Genomic DNA, 17,802 nt, shown 5'->3' on the forward strand with positions numbered 1-17,802 from the left:
GATTTCTGTCTTTCTTCCAAAAAGCTGCCCATCTCCTAATCGCGATTAGGGTAAGCGCTTTCAATTATTGTTCTTATCATAAATAAGTTTTCTGAAATCTTATAGCTTATGGAAGTATTGATATTATTGTAATTAAAAAAAGCAACCGCTTTGGTTGCTTTTTATAAATAGGGGTTAAGCCGGTGTGAACCTTCTTTATTTAACGCGTATTGATAAATTGGCCTGCCAACTCCGTAGATCAAATCTTCGTCCAAGTAATTGATATCTGTTAAAAACTTCAAATACTTTCTCACTGACACTCTGGAAATATTGACCGCTTGCGCAAGCTCTTCCGTAGAGAAAGTTCCTGTCTTTTGCATGCGGATTACATCATTAATGGTATGCAGCGTAGTTTTTGTTAATCCTTTTGGCAATGCTGGCAAGTTCTGCGTCGCCAGATCAGATGTGTTCTTTTTCCGAAGCAAGCGATCCAGTTCTGGCTGGCTAACCCGGTCTTTAACATTGAACTTATAATGATGGTTTTTGTATTGTACCAGCGCCTCCTGAAAACGGCTGAATTCAAACGGTTTTATCAAGTAATCGACAGCTCCAAGCCGCAACGCCTGCTGGACTTGAAGGATTTCAGAAGCTGCCGTTATTAAAATAACATCGAGGTCCTGCTTTTGCTCGCGGATCCACCTCAGAAAATCAATGCCATTCGATCCGGGCATGTGAATATCAAGCAAAATCAAATCGATTTCCTTTTTTGCCAGCAATTCAATGGCCTGATCGGTATTTGCTGCACTATCGCTGACGATGAAGCCGTCAATCTGTTCAACGTATTGACGGTTTAACGCTGCAACCATCGGATCATCTTCTACAATCAATACTTTAATCATCGCTGTCATCTCCTGCTTGATAAGGAACTAGAATACTAAATGTCGAGCCTTTATCCAGCTCCGATATTACTTCAATCGAACCTTCGAGCTTCTCAACGCTATTTTTCACCAAGTAAAGCCCAAATCCTCGCCGATCCCCTTCTTTGGAAGAAATCCCTTTTGCAAAAATGGCTTCCTGCATGTCTTCTGGGATGCCAGACCCCATATCCATTACAGTTATAGCCAGCAATTCATCTATATATGAGAACTGGACACTAATGTTCTTTTGCACCGTGCCTGTAACATTTTCAATCGCGTTGTCAATTACATTTCCAACAATTGTAATTAGTTCATGCGTTACAGCCGAATCGCTTGGCTTCGGTATTTCTGTTTCACAGCTTACTGTCAACTCAACGTGGGCTTCTCTGGCGTAGCTGATTTTCCCAATAATAAAGCCAGCAAAGACCGGGTCTTTAACGTGGCGCGTAACATTTCCGACTTCATGCACTTGATGATCAACCAGCTTTGCGATAAAGCGGGCTACTTGCTCATATTCCTCTAGTTTGATCATGCCGAGCAACACGTGGAGCTGGTTCATAAATTCGTGAGACTGAGCGCGCAACGTTTCCGCATACATCTCTACACCGGTCAGCTGCTCGGCCAGCTGGTTGATTTCTGTCTTGTCACGAAATGTGGCAATCGCTCCAACGACCTTGTTATTTACTACAAGCGGAACCCTGTTCGAAATAATGGAGACGCCATTGAGATTCTGCTCCTCGTCTAAAATTGGTTTTCTTTCACCCAATACGCGGTCCAGCATTAAGCCGGGTAAAAATGCATTGATCTCCATTCCAATCGGCTCTTTTTCCAAAAAACCAGCTCTTTGAAAAATCTGTCGGGCCGATTTGTTTACCAGCACAATTCTGGAATCTTTGTCGATAGCAATAATTCCTTCATAGACCGAATGGAGCATCTGGTTCCGTTCTTCGTGGATACGTGCAATGGCATACGGTTCCAAGCCAAACAAACTTTTCTTGATGTACCGCGCCAGCCAGAAAGCGCCAACAACTCCAAATAATAACCCAATGAGCGAACCGGTAAGGATTCGCCTTTGATTCTGTTGTATGGCTTCTTCGACTTCTTTTAAAGAAATTCCCACTGCCACTGCACCAACCTGATTTCCATTGCTATCGAAAATTGGCCTAAACGACCGTATGGATTCCCCAAGCGTCCCTTCTGACCTCGACGTATATTCCTCGCCCCGAAGTACGCGCTTCTCATCACCGCCGGCAAACGGGCTGCCAATCAATTCCGGATTCGGATGCGATTTCCGTATCCCATCCATGTCCATGACAACGACGAACAGCACCTCCGTAGCTTGCTGTATGGCAAGTGCATAGTTCTGGATCGAACCCGTTGCATCAGCTTGCAAACCATTTTGGACCACTTGCGACTCTGCTACTATCCGTGAAGTGCTAACCACTTTTTCTTTTAATTGGTTTTCTATATTTTCGCTTGCTGAATCGGTAACAAGAAGGTTGGTGATCAGCAAAGATACTAAAACAACAAAGCAAACAAAAAACACAATAATGGTACTTAGTCTAAAACGCAAAGAACTCGTAATTTGCCACCTCTTTCTGCAAATGCAGGATTTCTTTATTAAAAGGCTATTTCTGAATATAAGTTAAAGTTGACCTCGAGACGAAACTTACATCGACTTGCCTGAACTATTCCTATCTGATTATCATATCATCTATTATTCGGAACGATCTTTTTAATAGTGAATTCTATACCATCAACGCTCTTTAATCACAAAAAAATCCCTCAGCGAATCAGACTCGCTCGGGATTTGTTTTGCTTTTGAATGATTAACCGCTCCAGGCGCGGGCGGTTATAGCGCTGGGCCAAGATGAACGGGGCGTTGAACAAAACAGCGTAAGCTACATTTGCCCAAAATATGCCGACAGGATTCCAAAGCAGAAATAGAGGCGCCGGAATTATCGACAGCCAATGCGTCAATTCAGCTCTTCTGGATTCGACCAGGAACTCAGTCAAAGACGAAGAATCCCGGCCATGAAGCGCCTTTTTGTTATAGGCTTTCGGAAAAAGCATGGATCCGTCTGGAAGCTGCTGTTTCCAATCCTTCACCCGGAAAAGCCGCTGCCACAATTCGCCATTGCGCTCAAAGCGGATGGGTTGAAACAACCCTTGATGGTGGACGAACCACTGAAAAGGAATTCTATAAATGCCATAAGAAATGCTGAGATGGAAAAACATCCACGCAACGATATCGGCCAGCACAAGCCAACCGGTCGATAATTGGATTAACGGCATTGGTGAATCACCTCAGCACTTTGATCAGATTTAGGCATTGCGCCTTTCCATCAACTATTTCAAGCAGCTTATTTCGCCTTATCGCGCTTTACGATTTTTTCACTCACTTGCTGTCCGCTCAGTGTCACCATTGGCATTCCGCCGCCAGGGTTGACAGTGCCGCCGACAAAATAAAGATTGTCATAAAGCTCACTCTGTTTTTGGTTTTTGAAGCCTTTATTAGTCTTTTTGTTGGAAACCGTACCGTAAATAGCGCCCCGGTGGGATCCGTAAGTGCGCTCAATATCGTGAGGCGTCCAGACATCACGCGTTACAATGTTGTCCCGCAATCCATGCAGCCCCATGCGTTCCAGCTTTCTGAGAACCGTTTCTTCGAATTTCAAATAGTCATCGGCTGTAAACGGCTTGTCTTGTATATACGGAATATGCGGCAGGATTTTTAAGTTTTCGTGTCCAGGAGGGGCTTGTGATGGATCGGTTTTATTGGTATTGACAACGTAGATGGTGGGATCATCCGGCAGCTCGTGCTTTTTGAACACTTTCTCCATTTGTTCGTGCAGATTTTCCGAAAAGAAGAAATTGTGGTGGTTGAGAAACGGATATTCTTTTTTCACGCCCAGATGCAAAACCAGACCGGAACTCGAAGGTTCAAATTTCTTTTCCAGCTTTTGGACAAACTTGGGATCTGCTGCCACCATCTTTTTGTAGAACGGAATCACTTCCATATTCGATACGTAATAATCGGCTGTCTTCACCGAACCATCTTCAAGTTCGATCCCCATGATATGGCGGTCCTTACTCGTATGGACTTGCATCACACCGAGGCTGGTATGGATTTGGACTCCGGCTTCTTTTGCCAGCCTTGTCAACCCTTCTGCCAGTTTATGCATACCGCCCGGCACATACCAGCAGCCTTGGACATGCTGCATGTAAATCATCATATTGAGAACGGCAGGTGCGTTATAAGGAGAAGAACCGACATATTTGACGAAATAAGATAGCATATCGCGCAGATGCGGGTTACCGATGCGTTTGGAAATGGCACCGTGCATGGTGGAACCCAAATCAAATCCTTTCAACGATGAAATGATGCCTTGCTTCATGATCACTTCTTTCGTCGAATCAAACCCTTTTTCGAAATAGCCGGCTTCTGTTGTATCATAGAGCCGCTTCGCGTATTTCAAAAACGAATAATACTCTTTAATATCTTTGCGGGTAAGCGAAGGATTTCTTTGTTCCATCAACTGAAGATCTCCATACAGATCCAATACCGTGCCATCCGGAAAGAAAGAGCGCCACTCGCGATTAAGCCGCTTCATCGGTACATAATCAGCCATCCGTTTCCCACTGCCACGGAATAATCTTTCAAAAATATGCGGCATCGTTAAAATGGACGGCCCGAGGTCAAAACCGAAACCATCCTGTTCAAGGCGGTTTAGTTTCCCGCCCACATGTGCGTTCTTTTCATATAAAGAAACAGCGTATCCGTTTTGCGCGAGGGAAATAGCGGCCGACAAGCCACCCAGTCCTCCTCCAATAACGAGTACGGATTTTTTAGGATTCGCCATACATGTACCGTCCTTCTTTCCAAATTTTTTCTTCAATTTTGTTTAAATCACTATAGTGGGTGGATGCTATTGCACAAGCCGCTCTAAGAAACCTATGTGCTTTGCCTTGCTATGACAGCTTTGAAACACGGAGCACTATTTTGCTCTAAGTTCACTAAAAGATATGAAGCAATACAGTAGAAACTCCCCTGGCAAGCGGAGCTATTTTGCGGAATATCGACAAGTGCAACTTCATATTCACTTTATCTGACCGAGTTAGTCAGTATCCGGATCATTTCCTGTTTGGTCACAAAGTTTTTCCGCGCAAAACAATCATAGTTGTTTTGGCGGACGCTATCCAAAATTCCCCGGTAAACTTGTGCAGAAACTTGAACGGGAAGCCGGCTGTCCCTGTCGAAGTTTGATATGCAGTCAAGAAATTCGGCATACAGCTTTTCAGCGCGCTTAGCCATCCCTTCCCAAACTTCCACAAAACCCTCGTTAATCTCGGAGTTTGCCAGTTGATCAACACGGTATCCGTTTTTCTGGAGTTCCGCGGCAGGAAGATAAATTCTTCCTTTTTCACGATAGTCTTCTCCTACATCCCGCAGAATATTCGTCAATTGCATGGCAATGCCCAGACTGACAGCGGCATCTGTGCAGTCCACTTTCGAATCTGAGGCGATGATGGGCAACAGCATGCGGCCGACTGAGCCGGCCACGTAATAACTGTAGGTTTCAACATCCTCCAGCGTTTTCGGAGTGGAAAAAGAGATGTCCATCCGCTGCCCTTTAATCTGATCGTAAAATGGATCAAGGTCCATTTCGTAGGTGTTGAAGACAATGCGCAATGCGCGCCACAATGGATGATCGATTTCCTCTCTTTGAGCAAACCGGTCGAGTTCAGCTGTCAATTTGTCCAAAGCCAGCAGCTGGGCGGCATTTCCGCGATTTTCATCAACACTGTCATCCGCTGTCCGGCAAAAAGCATAAATAGCATAGACCGCTCGGGCTTTTTCCTCAGGCAGTTTTGAAAAGGCGTAGTAAAAACTTTTTGAATGTCGTTTAATGATCTGTTCGCAAAACGCAAAGTCTTCTTGGACAGACAATTGAGCAGTCATAGAAAGCTCCCCTTTCAGCGGGTGTGGAATAGGATTCCTTTGTCATCATGCAATAGCTCTTCCGTTGCAATTCGGGCGGACAACAAGACGATCGGAACACCGGCCCCAGGATGTGTGCTGCTTCCTGTAAAGTAAAGGTTTTCGCAATGCGTGGCTTTACTTTGCGGACGCATGTGATTGCTTTGTGCAAGGGTCGGCTGAAGACCGAAAGTCGCACCATTATAGGCATTGAAGCGGCGTTCAAAGTCCGGCGGCGTCATATACGATTCAGAAACGATCTCCTGTTTCACATTTTCAAAGCCTTTGATTTTCTCTAATGCGTCTAAAATGTTGTCGCGGTAATGCTTGATTGTTTCATCGTTCCATTCATATTGTGAACACGATTTATCAGACACCGGAACCAGGACATAAAGTCCATCTTTTCCTTCAGGTGCCAAGCTCGCGTCCAGCTTAGAACCAATATAAACATAAAACGATGCTGTGTCGAGGCGTTTCCCTGAAAAGATGTCGTTCAAATTCTGCTCCAGTTCTTCATTGAAGATGAAGTTGTGCGCATTTGGCACTTCCTCGTATTTTTTGTCCATACCGAGATACATCAGGAAGCAAGAACATGAATATTTCATGCTGTCGATTTTCTTATCGGTATATTTTCCTTTTGCTTTGGGTTCAGTGACCAGGTTTTTCATCGCATATGGAAAATCGGCATTGCACATGACAAAGTCCGACGGAACATATTCGCCATTCACACGGATGCCTGTCGCCTGTCCGTTTTCGATCACAATCTCATCCACCGGCGAATTGTAATGAACCGTGCCGCCCAATTCCAAAAATAATCGTTCAAGCGAGTTAGCTAACGTATACATGCCGCCTTTGATGAACCATACCCCATAAAGGAATTCGATCATCGGGATCATCGTATAAAGAGAGGGACCGCTGTAAGGAGAAACACCGATATATAAAGTTTGGAAACTGATCATCTGTTTGAGGCGTTCGTTTTTGATGTACTTGCTGATGAAGGAATCCGCATTGTCGAACGTCTTAAGCTTCAGTCCTTGGCGCAGCACCGTCGGATTGTAGAAGTCCGTGGGTTTGCGGAAAGGTTTTTGAAGAAAGTGTTCTTTTGCGACCGTGAAACGGCTGTAAATTTCTTGTATATATTTTAAGAATCCTTGTGTATCTTCTTCCCCGAATGACTCAAGCGTTTTTGTCAGCTTGATCAAGTCTGAACTGATTTGGTAATGGTCATCTGGAGAGCCTTCGAAAAACACGCTGTACATAGGATCCAGACGCTCCATCGGGATATAGTCGTCCGGGTTAACGCCGCACACTTCAAAAACTTCCCGATACAGTTCGGGCATCATGACAATAGTCGGGCCTAAGTCGAACTGGTAACCATCTTGTTGAATCCTGTGCATTTTCCCGCCGGCCATCGCTTCTTTTTCATATAATGTGACTTCATATCCTGCTTTCTGCAAGCGGCAAGCGCTTGCAAGCCCAGCTACTCCAGCCCCGATAACACTAACACTCTTTTTCAAAGGAATCTCCTCAATTCTTTCTTTTAGTTAAACACTTTAACTGTATAACGTTTCGGCCTAACATTGGACAATCAAAGATTGAATGCCTGTAATAGTTCTTTTTATTCCCTTCAAACGAGGTTTGAAACATTCAGTGCATAATATTTGTACAATGTTTATATATCGTTAGTATAAGGTAATAGAATTAAAAAAACTAGGATTTCATCGAGGAAAGAGGCCCGGCCCAATGAAAACAAATCCAGAACACGGTCTCCTTGTAAAAGAAGTGTCTAAGTTAACCGGTTTGTCACGGCAAGTTATCCGCAAATGGGAAGAGCGTTATGGGTTAGTCTGTCCAAAAAGGCATGAAAACGGTTATAGGTTATACACGCTCGACGACGTTGAAACATTGTTGACTATCTGCAGATTACGGGATCAAGGCCACTCGATGAAAGAAGCACTGCATGCACTGTATTCGCAGCAATCTTCAAAACCTCTTCCTAAAGCACCCGTTAGCGAAGAAGTGCTTGCACTTTTAGATAAAGGTTCTGTTTACGATGAAGCCGGGCTTCTGCTCTTACTGAAACACGGGCACCACCGGTACGGATTGGAAAAGTTTCTAAGTGCCACCATCCAGCCGTTGATGCAGGAAATCGGAGAACTATGGGCAAGCGGGGCATGGGACGAAAGCCAGGAAACCATCACGAGTCTGGTCATACGCGATTTCCTGGTGCAAATCCGCAGAAACTTCGATCTGCCTGAAGGAGCACCGCTTATCCTCGGATGCTGCCTGCCGCACGAAACACATGAAATCCCATTGCACATCCTTCTGCTGCAAGCAATGATGCATGGATGGCAAACGATTGCTGCCGGCCCTTCTCCGAAGCTGTCATCTATTGAGGCTCTTGTACAGCGGATAAAACCGCAGAAACTCTTTTTATCGGCAACGACTTCTCTTCCGTTCGAACGGAATCCCCAGCTATTTGAGCAGTTGGAAAGAATTGCAGAAAAAAATCCTTCGACGGAGTTTTTTATAGGGGGGCACGGCGTTTACGCCTACGAGATTTTTTTGAAGCCGAAAAGGATTCAGGTCGCTTATTCTTTGGGGGATGTTTTTGATGAGGACTACGGAAATAGCTGATGTTTATTCCAGTTGTTTACGGCATGCTAAAATCAGTGAAGAATATACAAACAGCAAGTTGCAGCGGTTCATGAACAATTGAATGTCTTCCATAACCTTACGAAACAAGATTGATGCTTTCACAATAAAAAGAAGGTAAAAGATCGATAGTTATTCTCCCGATACTTTCACCTTCTTTTTGTTTGGTCTCTTTCACATGGTTCGCCTTAACTGTAGCGGACCCTCTTCGCTGAACTGCTGATCAGCAGCTCTTCTCTGTATTTTGCTACCGTTCTTCGGGAGATCTGGACATTTTCCCCCTTCAATATAGCAGCCAGTTTTTGGTCGGAATAAGGTTTGCTGCTATCTTCCGACTCGATAAGCTCTTTTATTCTCGTTTTGATTTGGGAAGTGGATTCTATTTTCCCCTCAGTATTCAAGAAGCCTTTAGCGAAAAGCATCTGCAACTTGAATACGCCAAAAGGCGTTTGGATATATTTGCTGTTCACCGCTCTGCTGATGGTAGACTCATGAACTTCCAAAAGCTCCGCCGCATCTTTTAAGCGCATCGGCTTTAAAGCCATTAGTCCTTTTTCAAAAAAATCTGCCTGTACTTCTACAAGCAATCTCGCGAGCCGATAAAGCGTTTGATCTCTTTGTTCCAATCCCTGGATTAAAATGCTAGCGTCTTTTAAATTCGCTTTTAAATATTCTTTTGTCACTCCATCGCATTCTTTCATCATATGTGTATAATGCTCATTGATCGATATAGCAGGCAAATGCTTCCTGTTCACACTTACAACCCACTCGCCGCCTACTTTATCGGCAATGATATCGGGAATCACATATTCCACGGCGCTACGGGTTGTCTCTTGGAGCGGTTTTGGTTTAAGCGACCGAATAAAATCGACAGCTGATTGAACCTCTTCTTTTGGCAGCTTATAAAGGCCCGCAATTTTTCTTAAGCTCCCCTGAGCCAACTCATCGAGATGGCGTTCAACAATCAGATAAGGCAAACAGGATTCCGAATAGGTTTCTGCTATTTGGATCAACAAGCATTCTTTCAAGTTTCTTGCGCCGATGCCAGCCGGTTCGAATGTGTGGAGCAGCCCCAGCACTTTTTCCGCTGCCTCGATCGGCACATCAAACTTGTCTGCTGCAGTCTCTAACGAAACCTCTAAATACCCTGATTCATTTAAGTTTTTAATATAGAAAAGTAGAATCTTTTTTTCTATAGCGCTTAAATTAGTATTAGAAGGAATTTGTTCGACTAAATGTTTTTCTATATCTTCAACTTCCAGGTTGACGGGTCTTTTTGTATGCAGATAATCTTCGCTTATATGTTTAACCGAAGCGGCCGAACCGGAATGGTTTTTCAAAAGGGCCATCTTCTCTATTCGTTTAAAGTCAACGTGATGATCTTGGTATTCAATATTCAATAACGGATTTTCCGCAACTTTCTCTGCTAAACTTGCTTGCAATTCCACTGCCGACATTTGAAGAACCTGCAGCGATTGTTGCATTTCCTGCGTTATCTTTAACGTTAAGTTCTGTTTGATATTGACTTCTAGCTGCATGAACTTCACCGCCTTTTTTAAATATTAATAATTTTATAATAATATAAATCAGTGATATTTACCGCGATTTATTAAATATGAGTTTTATTTAGTTCGTAGCCTGGAATCTTTACGGTGAAAAAAAGACAATCCGCAAAAGGATTGTCTGTTTCTTGTTTATCTGCATGAAGCTCTGTTAGGTAGCTTGACATTATTTTTAACGTTTAATAATCTGCAACATAAGCTATGCTATCTGGCCAAAATCTCTGCAGTTTTCTTCATATATTGTTACCACAACTTTTGCACCTGCATTCCGGTATTCTACTCTTGCTTGAATTAGCTTTTGGCATCCAGACCGAGGCCTCAGTTTCCGATCCTCAACGCCTGACCTTTGTTTTGCAGCACTGCCAAAATACTTAGTGCAGCAAGAAGGCTGGTCTTCGGGTTGCTTGGCATCGGATGGTTTTCGACTTGCAGCTGCATCCGCCCGAAATCCCCTTCCGCTTCGATGGTGTGGGTATTCTGTTCAATGGCCGGATCGACGATGACGCGCACTTTCGTTTGCTTGACGCCGATTCCCGCAAGTGCGAGCACCAACGCCACATTGACATTCTTCGGGAATTTTTCGACGGCGTCATAAGCGGAACCTTCGAATAGCACTTCCTCTTCGTCCGATTCCATTCCGAGAGATGCAGGTGATTTCCGTGTCGTGATCTGGACCCTCTTCAATCCCCCAGCTGCTTTCGCCGATTGCAAGACGTCCAATCCACCGATTGCACCGGATGGCAGGAAAACATGTGTCCCTGCAGACTCTGCCAACCCTTTAATTTCGTCCAGGAACGCAGCATCTTTAAAAACTCCAACACTGCTGACAATAAGGTCTTTTTTATGGGTCACCACATCTTTCAGATAAATACCCGCCGCTTCCACAGTGGATGCCTCTACGACGATGTCGAGTGGCAAGTCCAAAAACCCTTGAAGCTCCGTGTAAAAATCAGCCTCAAACTGTTCACTCAACCGCTGGCCCGCTTCCTGGTTGCGTCCGAAAATGGCTGTGATTCTTCCGTTGGCCTTATGGTTGATGTTGGTTTGCTCGAGCAAGTACGTCGCGATATTGCCTGTTCCGATAATCCCGATGTTCATGATTGCCCCTCCTCACGGTGTAGATAAAAACAGCCTGGAATTCCACTTCGCTTAGAAGTGATACTCCTTGAGTTTTTTTAAAGTCTTTTATTTTCAGGAATGAATTTTCCAAAACTGATTTTACTCTATTATACATTTTCCAGTGGTTCCTAACTGTTCTCAAGCTCTTGCTGTGGCATGTATTCTGCCTTTATCCATAACGATAAAAACGCCACCTTTGAAATCGGTGATTTCATTTAAGATGGCGTTTTCTTTATGCGATTGCGGTCCATAACTAAATCGTTCTTTTTACAGTAAGCAGTCATTTGTAAGACGGTTTGACTCTTCCGTCTGTCGCCTGCTCAAACGCATACGCGAATTCAATCAAGGCGGGGTCACTGAATGCCGGACCCATGAACGTGATTCCGAACGGTCCGTTTTCCTCCTCGAAACTGTACGGCACCGTAATGAGCGGCATCCCTGCAGTTGCACCAACACTACCGCCAAAATCCTTCGGCAGCACAAAAGCGGAAGCCTTCAACTCCTCTAGCGTAGACATGATTCCCCGTTCGCCTGCCAGCAGCCTTTTTCTCTTCAGCGCCTCTACATACTCCGGTTCATTAAGGCGTCCGGATGTTGCATTGGATTTTTCCAATTTGCTTTGCCCATACCGCAGCATTTTCTCGGGATGCTTATTATGAAAAGCAATAAGGTCATCCAGTGAGCGGATCGGGTTGCTGGGATGCGACTTGCCCAGATATTCGTTGATATTCGGCTTGAACTCGAAATACTGGACTTCATCCCCCACTTCTTCTTCCGTTACGCCGATGTCGACAGGGTCGATCAGTTCAGCTCCCGCTGAGCGGAGCACATCCAACGCTTCGTTGAACAGGTCCAGTTCATTGGCCGTGATGCTTTCTTCAAATAAATGGCGGGGCACTGCAAGGCGCACGCCCTGCAAGCCGTCTTTCTTTAAATGCGCCAGCCAGTCATAGGACTCATAAGGCTTGGCGCCGACTGTAATTTCATCTTCAGCGTCCCAGCCGATTATGGCTGAAAAAACCGTTACCGCATCCGTGACGTTTCTCGCCATTGGCCCGGCAATGTCCTGTGACGCCGCCAATGGAATAATGCCGCTTCGGCTCGTCAACCCGAGCGTCGGTTTGATTCCTACAAGGCTATTTTCGTCAGAGGGATTAATGATGGAGCCAGAAGTTTCTGTACCGATGGAAGCTGCCGCCAAACTCATGGCAATCGCCGCTGCGCTTCCGGAACTTGATCCACCGATATAAAAATCACCGAAAGGGTGGTTGATATGGCCCGAGCGCGAACAATAATTATCCGGCATATCCTCCGACATCATATCCGCCCATTCTGTCATGTGGGTTTTCCCCAGCAGCACCGCTCCCGCTTTTCGCAGTTTTGCCGCGACAACCGCATCTTTCTCCGCATAATAATCCTTCAGCGCATATGATCCGGCACTGGTGTGCATTTTATCCCCCGTGCCGATATTATCTTTCAATAAAATCGGAATGCCGTGCAAAACCGAGCGCGGCCCGGAGATTTTTCTTTCCATATCCAATGCCTGGGCAATGATCAACGCATCTGGATTGACTTCAATGATGGAATTGATGCCTTTGTCTCGTTCGCTTATGTTTTCATGGAACATCAAAACGAGTTCTTCGGAAGTCAGCACCCCGTCTTCCATCTCTTTCTGCAGTTCCGCTATTGTTAGATCATCCAGTTTTTCAAGCCGATACTCTTTCAATCTATCTAGATGCATATATTCCCTCCTCTTCCTATCAAAATCCCACAGACGCCCAATAACTGCTATACTGTCTCGCTTCCCTAGGAGGCAATGCGATAAACACGGAGCGCAAAAGCAAGAGGCTTGAACGGGAATTAAAATTTTTTTGTTCCCCACAATAAAAAAGCCCACTTAGTGAACACCCAAGTGGACCCTCTTATTATTGTTCTAATAATTCCATTCAAGAAAAAGCAAACAGCATTGTAAAAAATATTCTTAACGTACTTTTTCTAATGGTTTTTCATTGCTTCTTATAGTTCTTCAAACGCTCTGACAGCCGCTTCTGAAACTTTAACGTCGTGCTCGACACTGCTTCCACTAGCGCCGACGGCACCGACGACTTTGCCGTCTTTCGTGAGCGGAATTCCGCCGCCGAACACTACAATACGCCCACCATTGGTCGTGTTCAGGCCATACAGTTCTGCATTCGCCACCGTTGCTGATGCAAGTCCGGCCGTCGGCATTTTCAAGGCAACAGACGTCCAGGCTTTGTTTTGTGCAATGTCGACACTTGCCAGCCAGGCATCGTCCATTCGATGGACCGCTATCATATTCCCGCCGTCATCGACAACGGAAATCACCATGGCAACCCCCAGATTCTTCGCTTCCTGTTCTGCTGCATCAATCAGTTTCTTCGCTGTTTCCAATGTGATTTTTTCCATAATATCGCTCCTTTTATGCAATCGGTTTGGCAGTAATTGTTTCTTTGCCAGTCTAACATAGCCGGAATATTCATACAGTTTACAGAGGCCACTCCTGATAAAACCGTTCTAAAGACTGCTCGGAGTAGGCATTTCATAGTAGAAGCAGGAGGAGTTGAGAGAGCGAACGCTTGCGGGGCCTTAGATTCCTTTAAAGCCTCTGGCATTATTCACAGGATACATTGCACAGACTGAAATCTTTTCCACTTTCACAACATATATGAACCATAAAAGCCCCCGAACCGCTCGAAGCGGTTTGGGGGCTATCGGTAGAACGTTATCTATCAGGAAGAAAACTTTATCCGAGCTTTCGCAATTCCACACGCCGAATCTTCCCGGAAGTGGTTTTTGGCAATTCTTCGAGATACTCGATAATGCGCGGATATTTGTAAGGAGCTGTGATCGTTTTTGCGTGATCTTGCAGCTCTTTTGTCAACGCATCAGTATTGGAAGCATCTACTGATTCCCGGAGGACAACGAACGCTTTAACGACAGTGCCGCGAATTTCATCCGGCACCCCGACGACCGCACATTCCTGGATTGCCGGATGCTTCATCAAAGCATCTTCCACTTCAAACGGCCCAATCGTATAACCGGAACTGATAATAATGTCGTCACTTCTTCCTTCGAACCAGAAATAATCATCTTCGTCTCTTGAAGCTTGATCCCCTGTCAAATACCAGTCTCCACGATAAGATGCGCTCGTCCGTTCGGGATCCATGTAATATTCTTTGAATAATGCCGGACAGCTCCGGTGGACCGCAATATCGCCCACTTCCCCGACAGCTGTCGGTTCTCCGTTTTCATTGATCACTTCGACCGGATTTCCCGGAGTTGGCCTGCCCATCGATCCCGGCTTTAGTTCCATGTCTTGAAGTGTGCCGACTAACAGAGTATTTTCGGTCTGGCCATAGCCATCACGAACATTGATCTGAAAAGCCTCTTGAAAGGCTTCGATTACTTGCCTGTTCAAAGGTTCTCCGGCAGAAACTGCGCTTCTCAAATGCGGCAATTGATAATCATTCAGATTTTCCACTTTCGCCATGATCCGGTACTCAGTCGGTGTACAGCATAATACATTGACTTGCTCCTTCTCAAGAATATCCAAATACTCCCTAGCATCAAACGGACCGTTATAAACCAATGCCGTAGCTCCAAGCGTAATTGTGGACAAGAACGGGCTCCATAGCCATTTTTGCCAGCCAGGAGCAGCCGTGGCCCAAACCACATCGCCGCTTCTCACACCCAGCCATTCGGTAGCCGCTGTCCGAACATGCGCATAACCCCAGCCATGAACGTGGACAACCCCTTTTGGGTTCCCTGTCGTTCCGGAAGTATAGGATAAAAACGCCATATCCTCACGATGCGTCGGAACCGCTTCAAAATCCGTCGTTTCCACTAGAGCCAATTCTTCGAAAGACTGCCAGCCTTCCTCTTTCCCTCCGACAATCAGCTTGTTTTTCAGCGCTTCCACTTCCACGTCAATCTTATTGGTCTCAGCAGTCGCCCTGTAATGAGCGACGATGCCTTTAGCACCGGAATGTTCCATCCGGTAAAGCAGATCTTTTTGGCGGAGCATTTCCGAACAAGGAATCGCGACAATTCCAGCGCGCAAGCAAGCCAGATAAGTGATATAAGCTTCTGGAATGCGCGGCAGGATGATCATCAATTTATCGCCTTTTTGGAGCCCTAATTTTAATAAGGCTTGGGCAGATTGATTGGTTTTTTCGATCAACTGCTGGTATGACAGCTCTTGCCGATCGCCTTCCGCATTGAACCAGCGGATTGCCAATCGATCGCTATCGTTCCGGTATTTTTCCAACTCAGATGAGATGTTGTATTGTTCTGGTGCAATCAAGTGCTGGAAATCCATCTGCTCACTCCTCTAGTCATTTTTGTATAGTCATCCCGTGGGTGTGATCAAGTAGTATACGCTTGCTAAAAAAAGAAAAGATAAAAAAGCGGCAAAGTAAGATTTTTTCGTTGTGAAATTTTGGGTAGCCTGAATGATTCGCGCACTCACTAAATACATCCAGACAACCCCACCCAATAGAAGCAAAAGAACAAAGCCGTTTTCTTTGCCGGCTCCAGCCAGGTAAGGCACGGCAAGCAGACCCGGAATAAGCGCTGCAGGTACAGCCAGATTGATAGCCCGCAGCTGCCCGGTCCCGCCAAGCCCTTTGGCACCGGCCCACAGCAATAACGCTAATCCGATTTTCGTGACAAATGCCATTAACAAACCGAAGAAAAGGAAAACCAGCGGAATGATAAAGACTTTAAGTAAAGTCGAATCAAAACTTAGTATGTACGAGGCATTGGACGCAATAGAAATTGCGCCGTAGCCTACTCCTGTGGCGAGCAAAAGAAGATTGCTCGCCCCTTCCGTTTTTGGCGAGTCCAAAAATGAACGAAAAGATGGTTCGTCCAACGCAATCATTTTCCCGACCATTTTTAACACTCCTTTTTTCATGGTTTAAATCCCCCAAGGCATCAATGCCCAAATAGCGACGCCTAGCGATAAAGCGACTGTGATGCCAGCGCCGAGCGTGCTGTTATAACGGTAGGATTTCACGTCGTTCCAGCCATGGATGCGTTCAATCAGTTCATCATCCCGCTGCCTAGTCAATTTACTGGATAATGCCGGCATCCGGTTCGTGATATAGGAGACGACAATCAATAAAATGAAGCTGACCGGTACTGCCAGCATTGCCCCCGACAATCCCATCCCATCCGTCACGCCATGCCCTGTCAGCACAATGTTCGGGAAAACAAACGGCGAGACGATAATGTAAAGAATTCCTCCGACGGCAGATGCGGCAATCGCTCCATATTTATTGGCTTCTTTCCACCAGACACCTACAATGATAAGCGGTGCATTGGTGACCCCCGCTAATCCGAAAGCCCATAAAATACTGACAACCAAAAACGCGGGAGGTTCAATGGCTAACAGGATACTTACCAGTCCCCCTAGGAAGATAGCGATATAGCCAATTCGCAAATTCACTTTTTGAGGGATATTCGGCTTTAGTGTCGCAATAACATCCTGAGAAATCAGTGCACCGATCGCCAGCAAGTTGCCGCTTAATGTGGATAAACCTGCTGAAATCGCTCCAGCAATAACAAGTGCCGTCACCCACTCCGGGTTATAAACCAAATTTAAAATAATCGTTAATTTGTCCGCATCGGTATCAGAAATAACTAAGCCTTGCGTAGCCGTTGCGTATACACCGACAAAGCCCATTGCGTAAGTTGCGGAAAACACGAGCCCCAGTATGAAAGCGAACCATACCATAGCCGAACGGGCACTTTTCAATGAGGAAGAGGTATAAACACGCATGGCCAAATGAGGCAGCCCGAGCGCTCCGATGGTCAGAGCCGGGATCAGTGAGAAATACCATTTCGGTGGAAATTGGTAATCAAAGAATGTCGGCAAGGATTCCAGCATAGTCGGAACCATGTCGGCATAAAGCAATGGCGGGAAATACCAGCCTTCCGCGCCGACCGCTTTCATAATAGCCCCTAACGGAAGAATGAACATCAAGGCGATAATCACCATTTGAATGGCCGCATTGTTCGTTGCGCCCGCCATTCCCCCGATGGTGATATAACCGACAATAATCAGGCCGAAAACAAAAAGGCCCGTTATGTAAGGAATGCCCAATAACGTTTCAAACGTGACAGCGATTCCGATCATCTGCCCCAATGCGTACATGACCGAAACCAAAATCATGAACAAAGCAGCGATAATGGAAGCTGTCGTGCCGTAGCGGTCGCGGATAAAATGCGTTGGAGAAAATGCGCCCATCCGCCGCAAGCTCGTACCGTAAATGATGGTGATCAATGGGATCGCCAAGATCAATTGAATCCATAACATGATGAAAGGAACTTGCAATCGTAAAATAAGTGCGGTGATGCCTAAGAAAGTGGCCAGACTCATATAAGTCGCAGCCATCGCAAGGCCATTCGTTATAGCTCCTACGTTTGATCCACCAACGTACAAATCTTTTGCCGATGAACTTTTTCGGTTCGATATATATCCGACTATATAAAATAAGACGAACGTTAACGCAACAACAACCAATCCAAGAACCGGATTCTCCATCTTCCAGCTTTGTCCATCCAT

Annotated in this window: 14 protein-coding genes; 1 reads left to right on the forward strand and 13 read right to left on the reverse strand. The window is 45.5% G+C overall.

Annotated features, from left to right (window positions below):
* Nucleotides 1-161 precede the first annotated feature (161 nt).
* The 6 genes from B0H99_RS03375 to B0H99_RS03400 all read right to left on the reverse strand — a co-directional run bounded on the left by B0H99_RS03375 (nucleotide 162) and on the right by B0H99_RS03400 (nucleotide 7,394).
* Nucleotides 162-878, reverse strand: a complete 717-nt coding sequence (locus tag B0H99_RS03375; RefSeq protein ID WP_106532221.1) for a response regulator — start codon at nucleotides 876-878, stop codon at nucleotides 162-164.
* Nucleotides 871-2,469: a DcuS/MalK family sensor histidine kinase gene (gene dcuS / locus B0H99_RS03380; RefSeq protein ID WP_106532222.1), complete on the reverse strand. Its 1,599-nt coding sequence runs from the start codon at nucleotides 2,467-2,469 to the stop codon at nucleotides 871-873. Before dcuS ends, B0H99_RS03375 begins: the two co-directional genes overlap by 8 nt.
* Nucleotides 2,470-2,681: 212 nt before the next feature.
* Complete coding sequence (locus tag B0H99_RS03385; RefSeq protein ID WP_106532223.1) at nucleotides 2,682-3,191, reverse strand: glycosyl-4,4'-diaponeurosporenoate acyltransferase CrtO family protein; 510 nt, start codon at nucleotides 3,189-3,191, stop codon at nucleotides 2,682-2,684.
* A gap of 68 nt (nucleotides 3,192-3,259) precedes the next feature.
* Entirely contained in the window at nucleotides 3,260-4,759 is a 1,500-nt protein-coding gene (locus B0H99_RS03390) for a phytoene desaturase family protein (RefSeq protein WP_106532224.1), read from the reverse strand.
* Between the two features lie 242 nt (nucleotides 4,760-5,001).
* The gene (locus tag B0H99_RS03395; RefSeq protein ID WP_106532225.1) at nucleotides 5,002-5,859 is read right to left on the reverse strand and encodes a phytoene/squalene synthase family protein; all 858 of its coding nucleotides are present in this window, start codon (nucleotides 5,857-5,859) and stop codon (nucleotides 5,002-5,004) included.
* Nucleotides 5,860-5,873: 14 nt separating this feature from the next.
* Nucleotides 5,874-7,394 carry a phytoene desaturase family protein gene (locus B0H99_RS03400; RefSeq protein ID WP_106532226.1) on the reverse strand — a complete coding sequence of 507 codons (1,521 nt, stop codon included), beginning with the start codon at nucleotides 7,392-7,394 and terminating at the stop codon, nucleotides 5,874-5,876.
* Between the two features lie 226 nt (nucleotides 7,395-7,620).
* On the opposite strand from B0H99_RS03400, the gene B0H99_RS03405 reads away from it, so the two are divergent.
* A complete protein-coding gene (locus B0H99_RS03405) occupies nucleotides 7,621-8,514 on the forward strand; it encodes a MerR family transcriptional regulator (protein WP_106532227.1) in 894 nt (297 codons plus the stop codon).
* Nucleotides 8,515-8,720: 206 nt separating this feature from the next.
* Here the strand turns inward: B0H99_RS03405 and rpoN are convergent, their stop codons facing one another.
* The 7 genes from rpoN to B0H99_RS03440 form a co-directional block, all read right to left on the reverse strand.
* Nucleotides 8,721-10,070 (reverse strand): RNA polymerase factor sigma-54, encoded by a 1,350-nt coding sequence (gene rpoN, locus B0H99_RS03410; protein ID WP_106532228.1) that lies wholly within the window; start codon nucleotides 10,068-10,070, stop codon nucleotides 8,721-8,723.
* A gap of 342 nt (nucleotides 10,071-10,412) precedes the next feature.
* Complete coding sequence (nadX, locus tag B0H99_RS03415) at nucleotides 10,413-11,192, reverse strand: aspartate dehydrogenase (RefSeq protein ID WP_106532229.1); 780 nt, start codon at nucleotides 11,190-11,192, stop codon at nucleotides 10,413-10,415.
* Nucleotides 11,193-11,493: 301 nt separating this feature from the next.
* On the reverse strand, nucleotides 11,494-12,954 hold the full coding sequence (locus tag B0H99_RS03420; RefSeq protein ID WP_106532230.1) for an amidase family protein: 1,461 nt from the start codon (nucleotides 12,952-12,954) through the stop codon (nucleotides 11,494-11,496).
* 275 nt (nucleotides 12,955-13,229) lie between these two features.
* A complete protein-coding gene (locus B0H99_RS03425) occupies nucleotides 13,230-13,640 on the reverse strand; it encodes a GlcG/HbpS family heme-binding protein (protein ID WP_106532231.1) in 411 nt (136 codons plus the stop codon).
* A 337-nt stretch (nucleotides 13,641-13,977) separates the two neighbouring features.
* A complete protein-coding gene (gene mbcS / locus B0H99_RS03430) occupies nucleotides 13,978-15,552 on the reverse strand; it encodes an acyl-CoA synthetase MbcS (RefSeq protein WP_106532232.1) in 1,575 nt (524 codons plus the stop codon).
* A 30-nt stretch (nucleotides 15,553-15,582) separates the two neighbouring features.
* Nucleotides 15,583-16,149 carry a hypothetical protein gene (locus B0H99_RS03435; protein ID WP_106532233.1) on the reverse strand — a complete coding sequence of 189 codons (567 nt, stop codon included), beginning with the start codon at nucleotides 16,147-16,149 and terminating at the stop codon, nucleotides 15,583-15,585.
* Nucleotides 16,150-16,152: 3 nt separating this feature from the next.
* Nucleotides 16,153-17,802, reverse strand: a complete 1,650-nt coding sequence (locus B0H99_RS03440; RefSeq protein ID WP_106532234.1) for a sodium:solute symporter family transporter — start codon at nucleotides 17,800-17,802, stop codon at nucleotides 16,153-16,155.

The organism is Planomicrobium soli (assembly GCF_003014655.1).
Taxonomy (GTDB): domain Bacteria; phylum Bacillota; class Bacilli; order Bacillales_A; family Planococcaceae; genus Planococcus; species Planococcus soli_B.

Excerpts from the sequence above, each read along its gene's own strand:
- B0H99_RS03405 (WP_106532227.1), top strand. The coding sequence starts at position 7,621 with ATGAAAACAAATCCAGAACACGGTCTCCTTGTAAAAGAAGTGTCTAAG.
- B0H99_RS03395 (WP_106532225.1), bottom strand. The coding sequence starts at position 5,859 with ATGACTGCTCAATTGTCTGTCCAAGAAGACTTTGCGTTTTGCGAACAG.
- B0H99_RS03390 (WP_106532224.1), bottom strand. The coding sequence starts at position 4,759 with ATGGCGAATCCTAAAAAATCCGTACTCGTTATTGGAGGAGGACTGGGT.
- B0H99_RS03385 (WP_106532223.1), bottom strand. The coding sequence starts at position 3,191 with ATGCCGTTAATCCAATTATCGACCGGTTGGCTTGTGCTGGCCGATATC.
- nadX (WP_106532229.1), bottom strand. The coding sequence starts at position 11,192 with ATGAACATCGGGATTATCGGAACAGGCAATATCGCGACGTACTTGCTC.
- B0H99_RS03435 (WP_106532233.1), bottom strand. The coding sequence starts at position 16,149 with ATGAAAAAAGGAGTGTTAAAAATGGTCGGGAAAATGATTGCGTTGGAC.
- B0H99_RS03420 (WP_106532230.1), bottom strand. The coding sequence starts at position 12,954 with ATGCATCTAGATAGATTGAAAGAGTATCGGCTTGAAAAACTGGATGAT.
- B0H99_RS03425 (WP_106532231.1), bottom strand. The coding sequence starts at position 13,640 with ATGGAAAAAATCACATTGGAAACAGCGAAGAAACTGATTGATGCAGCA.
- mbcS (WP_106532232.1), bottom strand. The coding sequence starts at position 15,552 with ATGGATTTCCAGCACTTGATTGCACCAGAACAATACAACATCTCATCT.
- B0H99_RS03375 (WP_106532221.1), bottom strand. The coding sequence starts at position 878 with ATGATTAAAGTATTGATTGTAGAAGATGATCCGATGGTTGCAGCGTTA.
- rpoN (WP_106532228.1), bottom strand. The coding sequence starts at position 10,070 with ATGCAGCTAGAAGTCAATATCAAACAGAACTTAACGTTAAAGATAACG.
- B0H99_RS03440 (WP_106532234.1), bottom strand. The coding sequence starts at position 17,802 with ATGGATGGACAAAGCTGGAAGATGGAGAATCCGGTTCTTGGATTGGTT.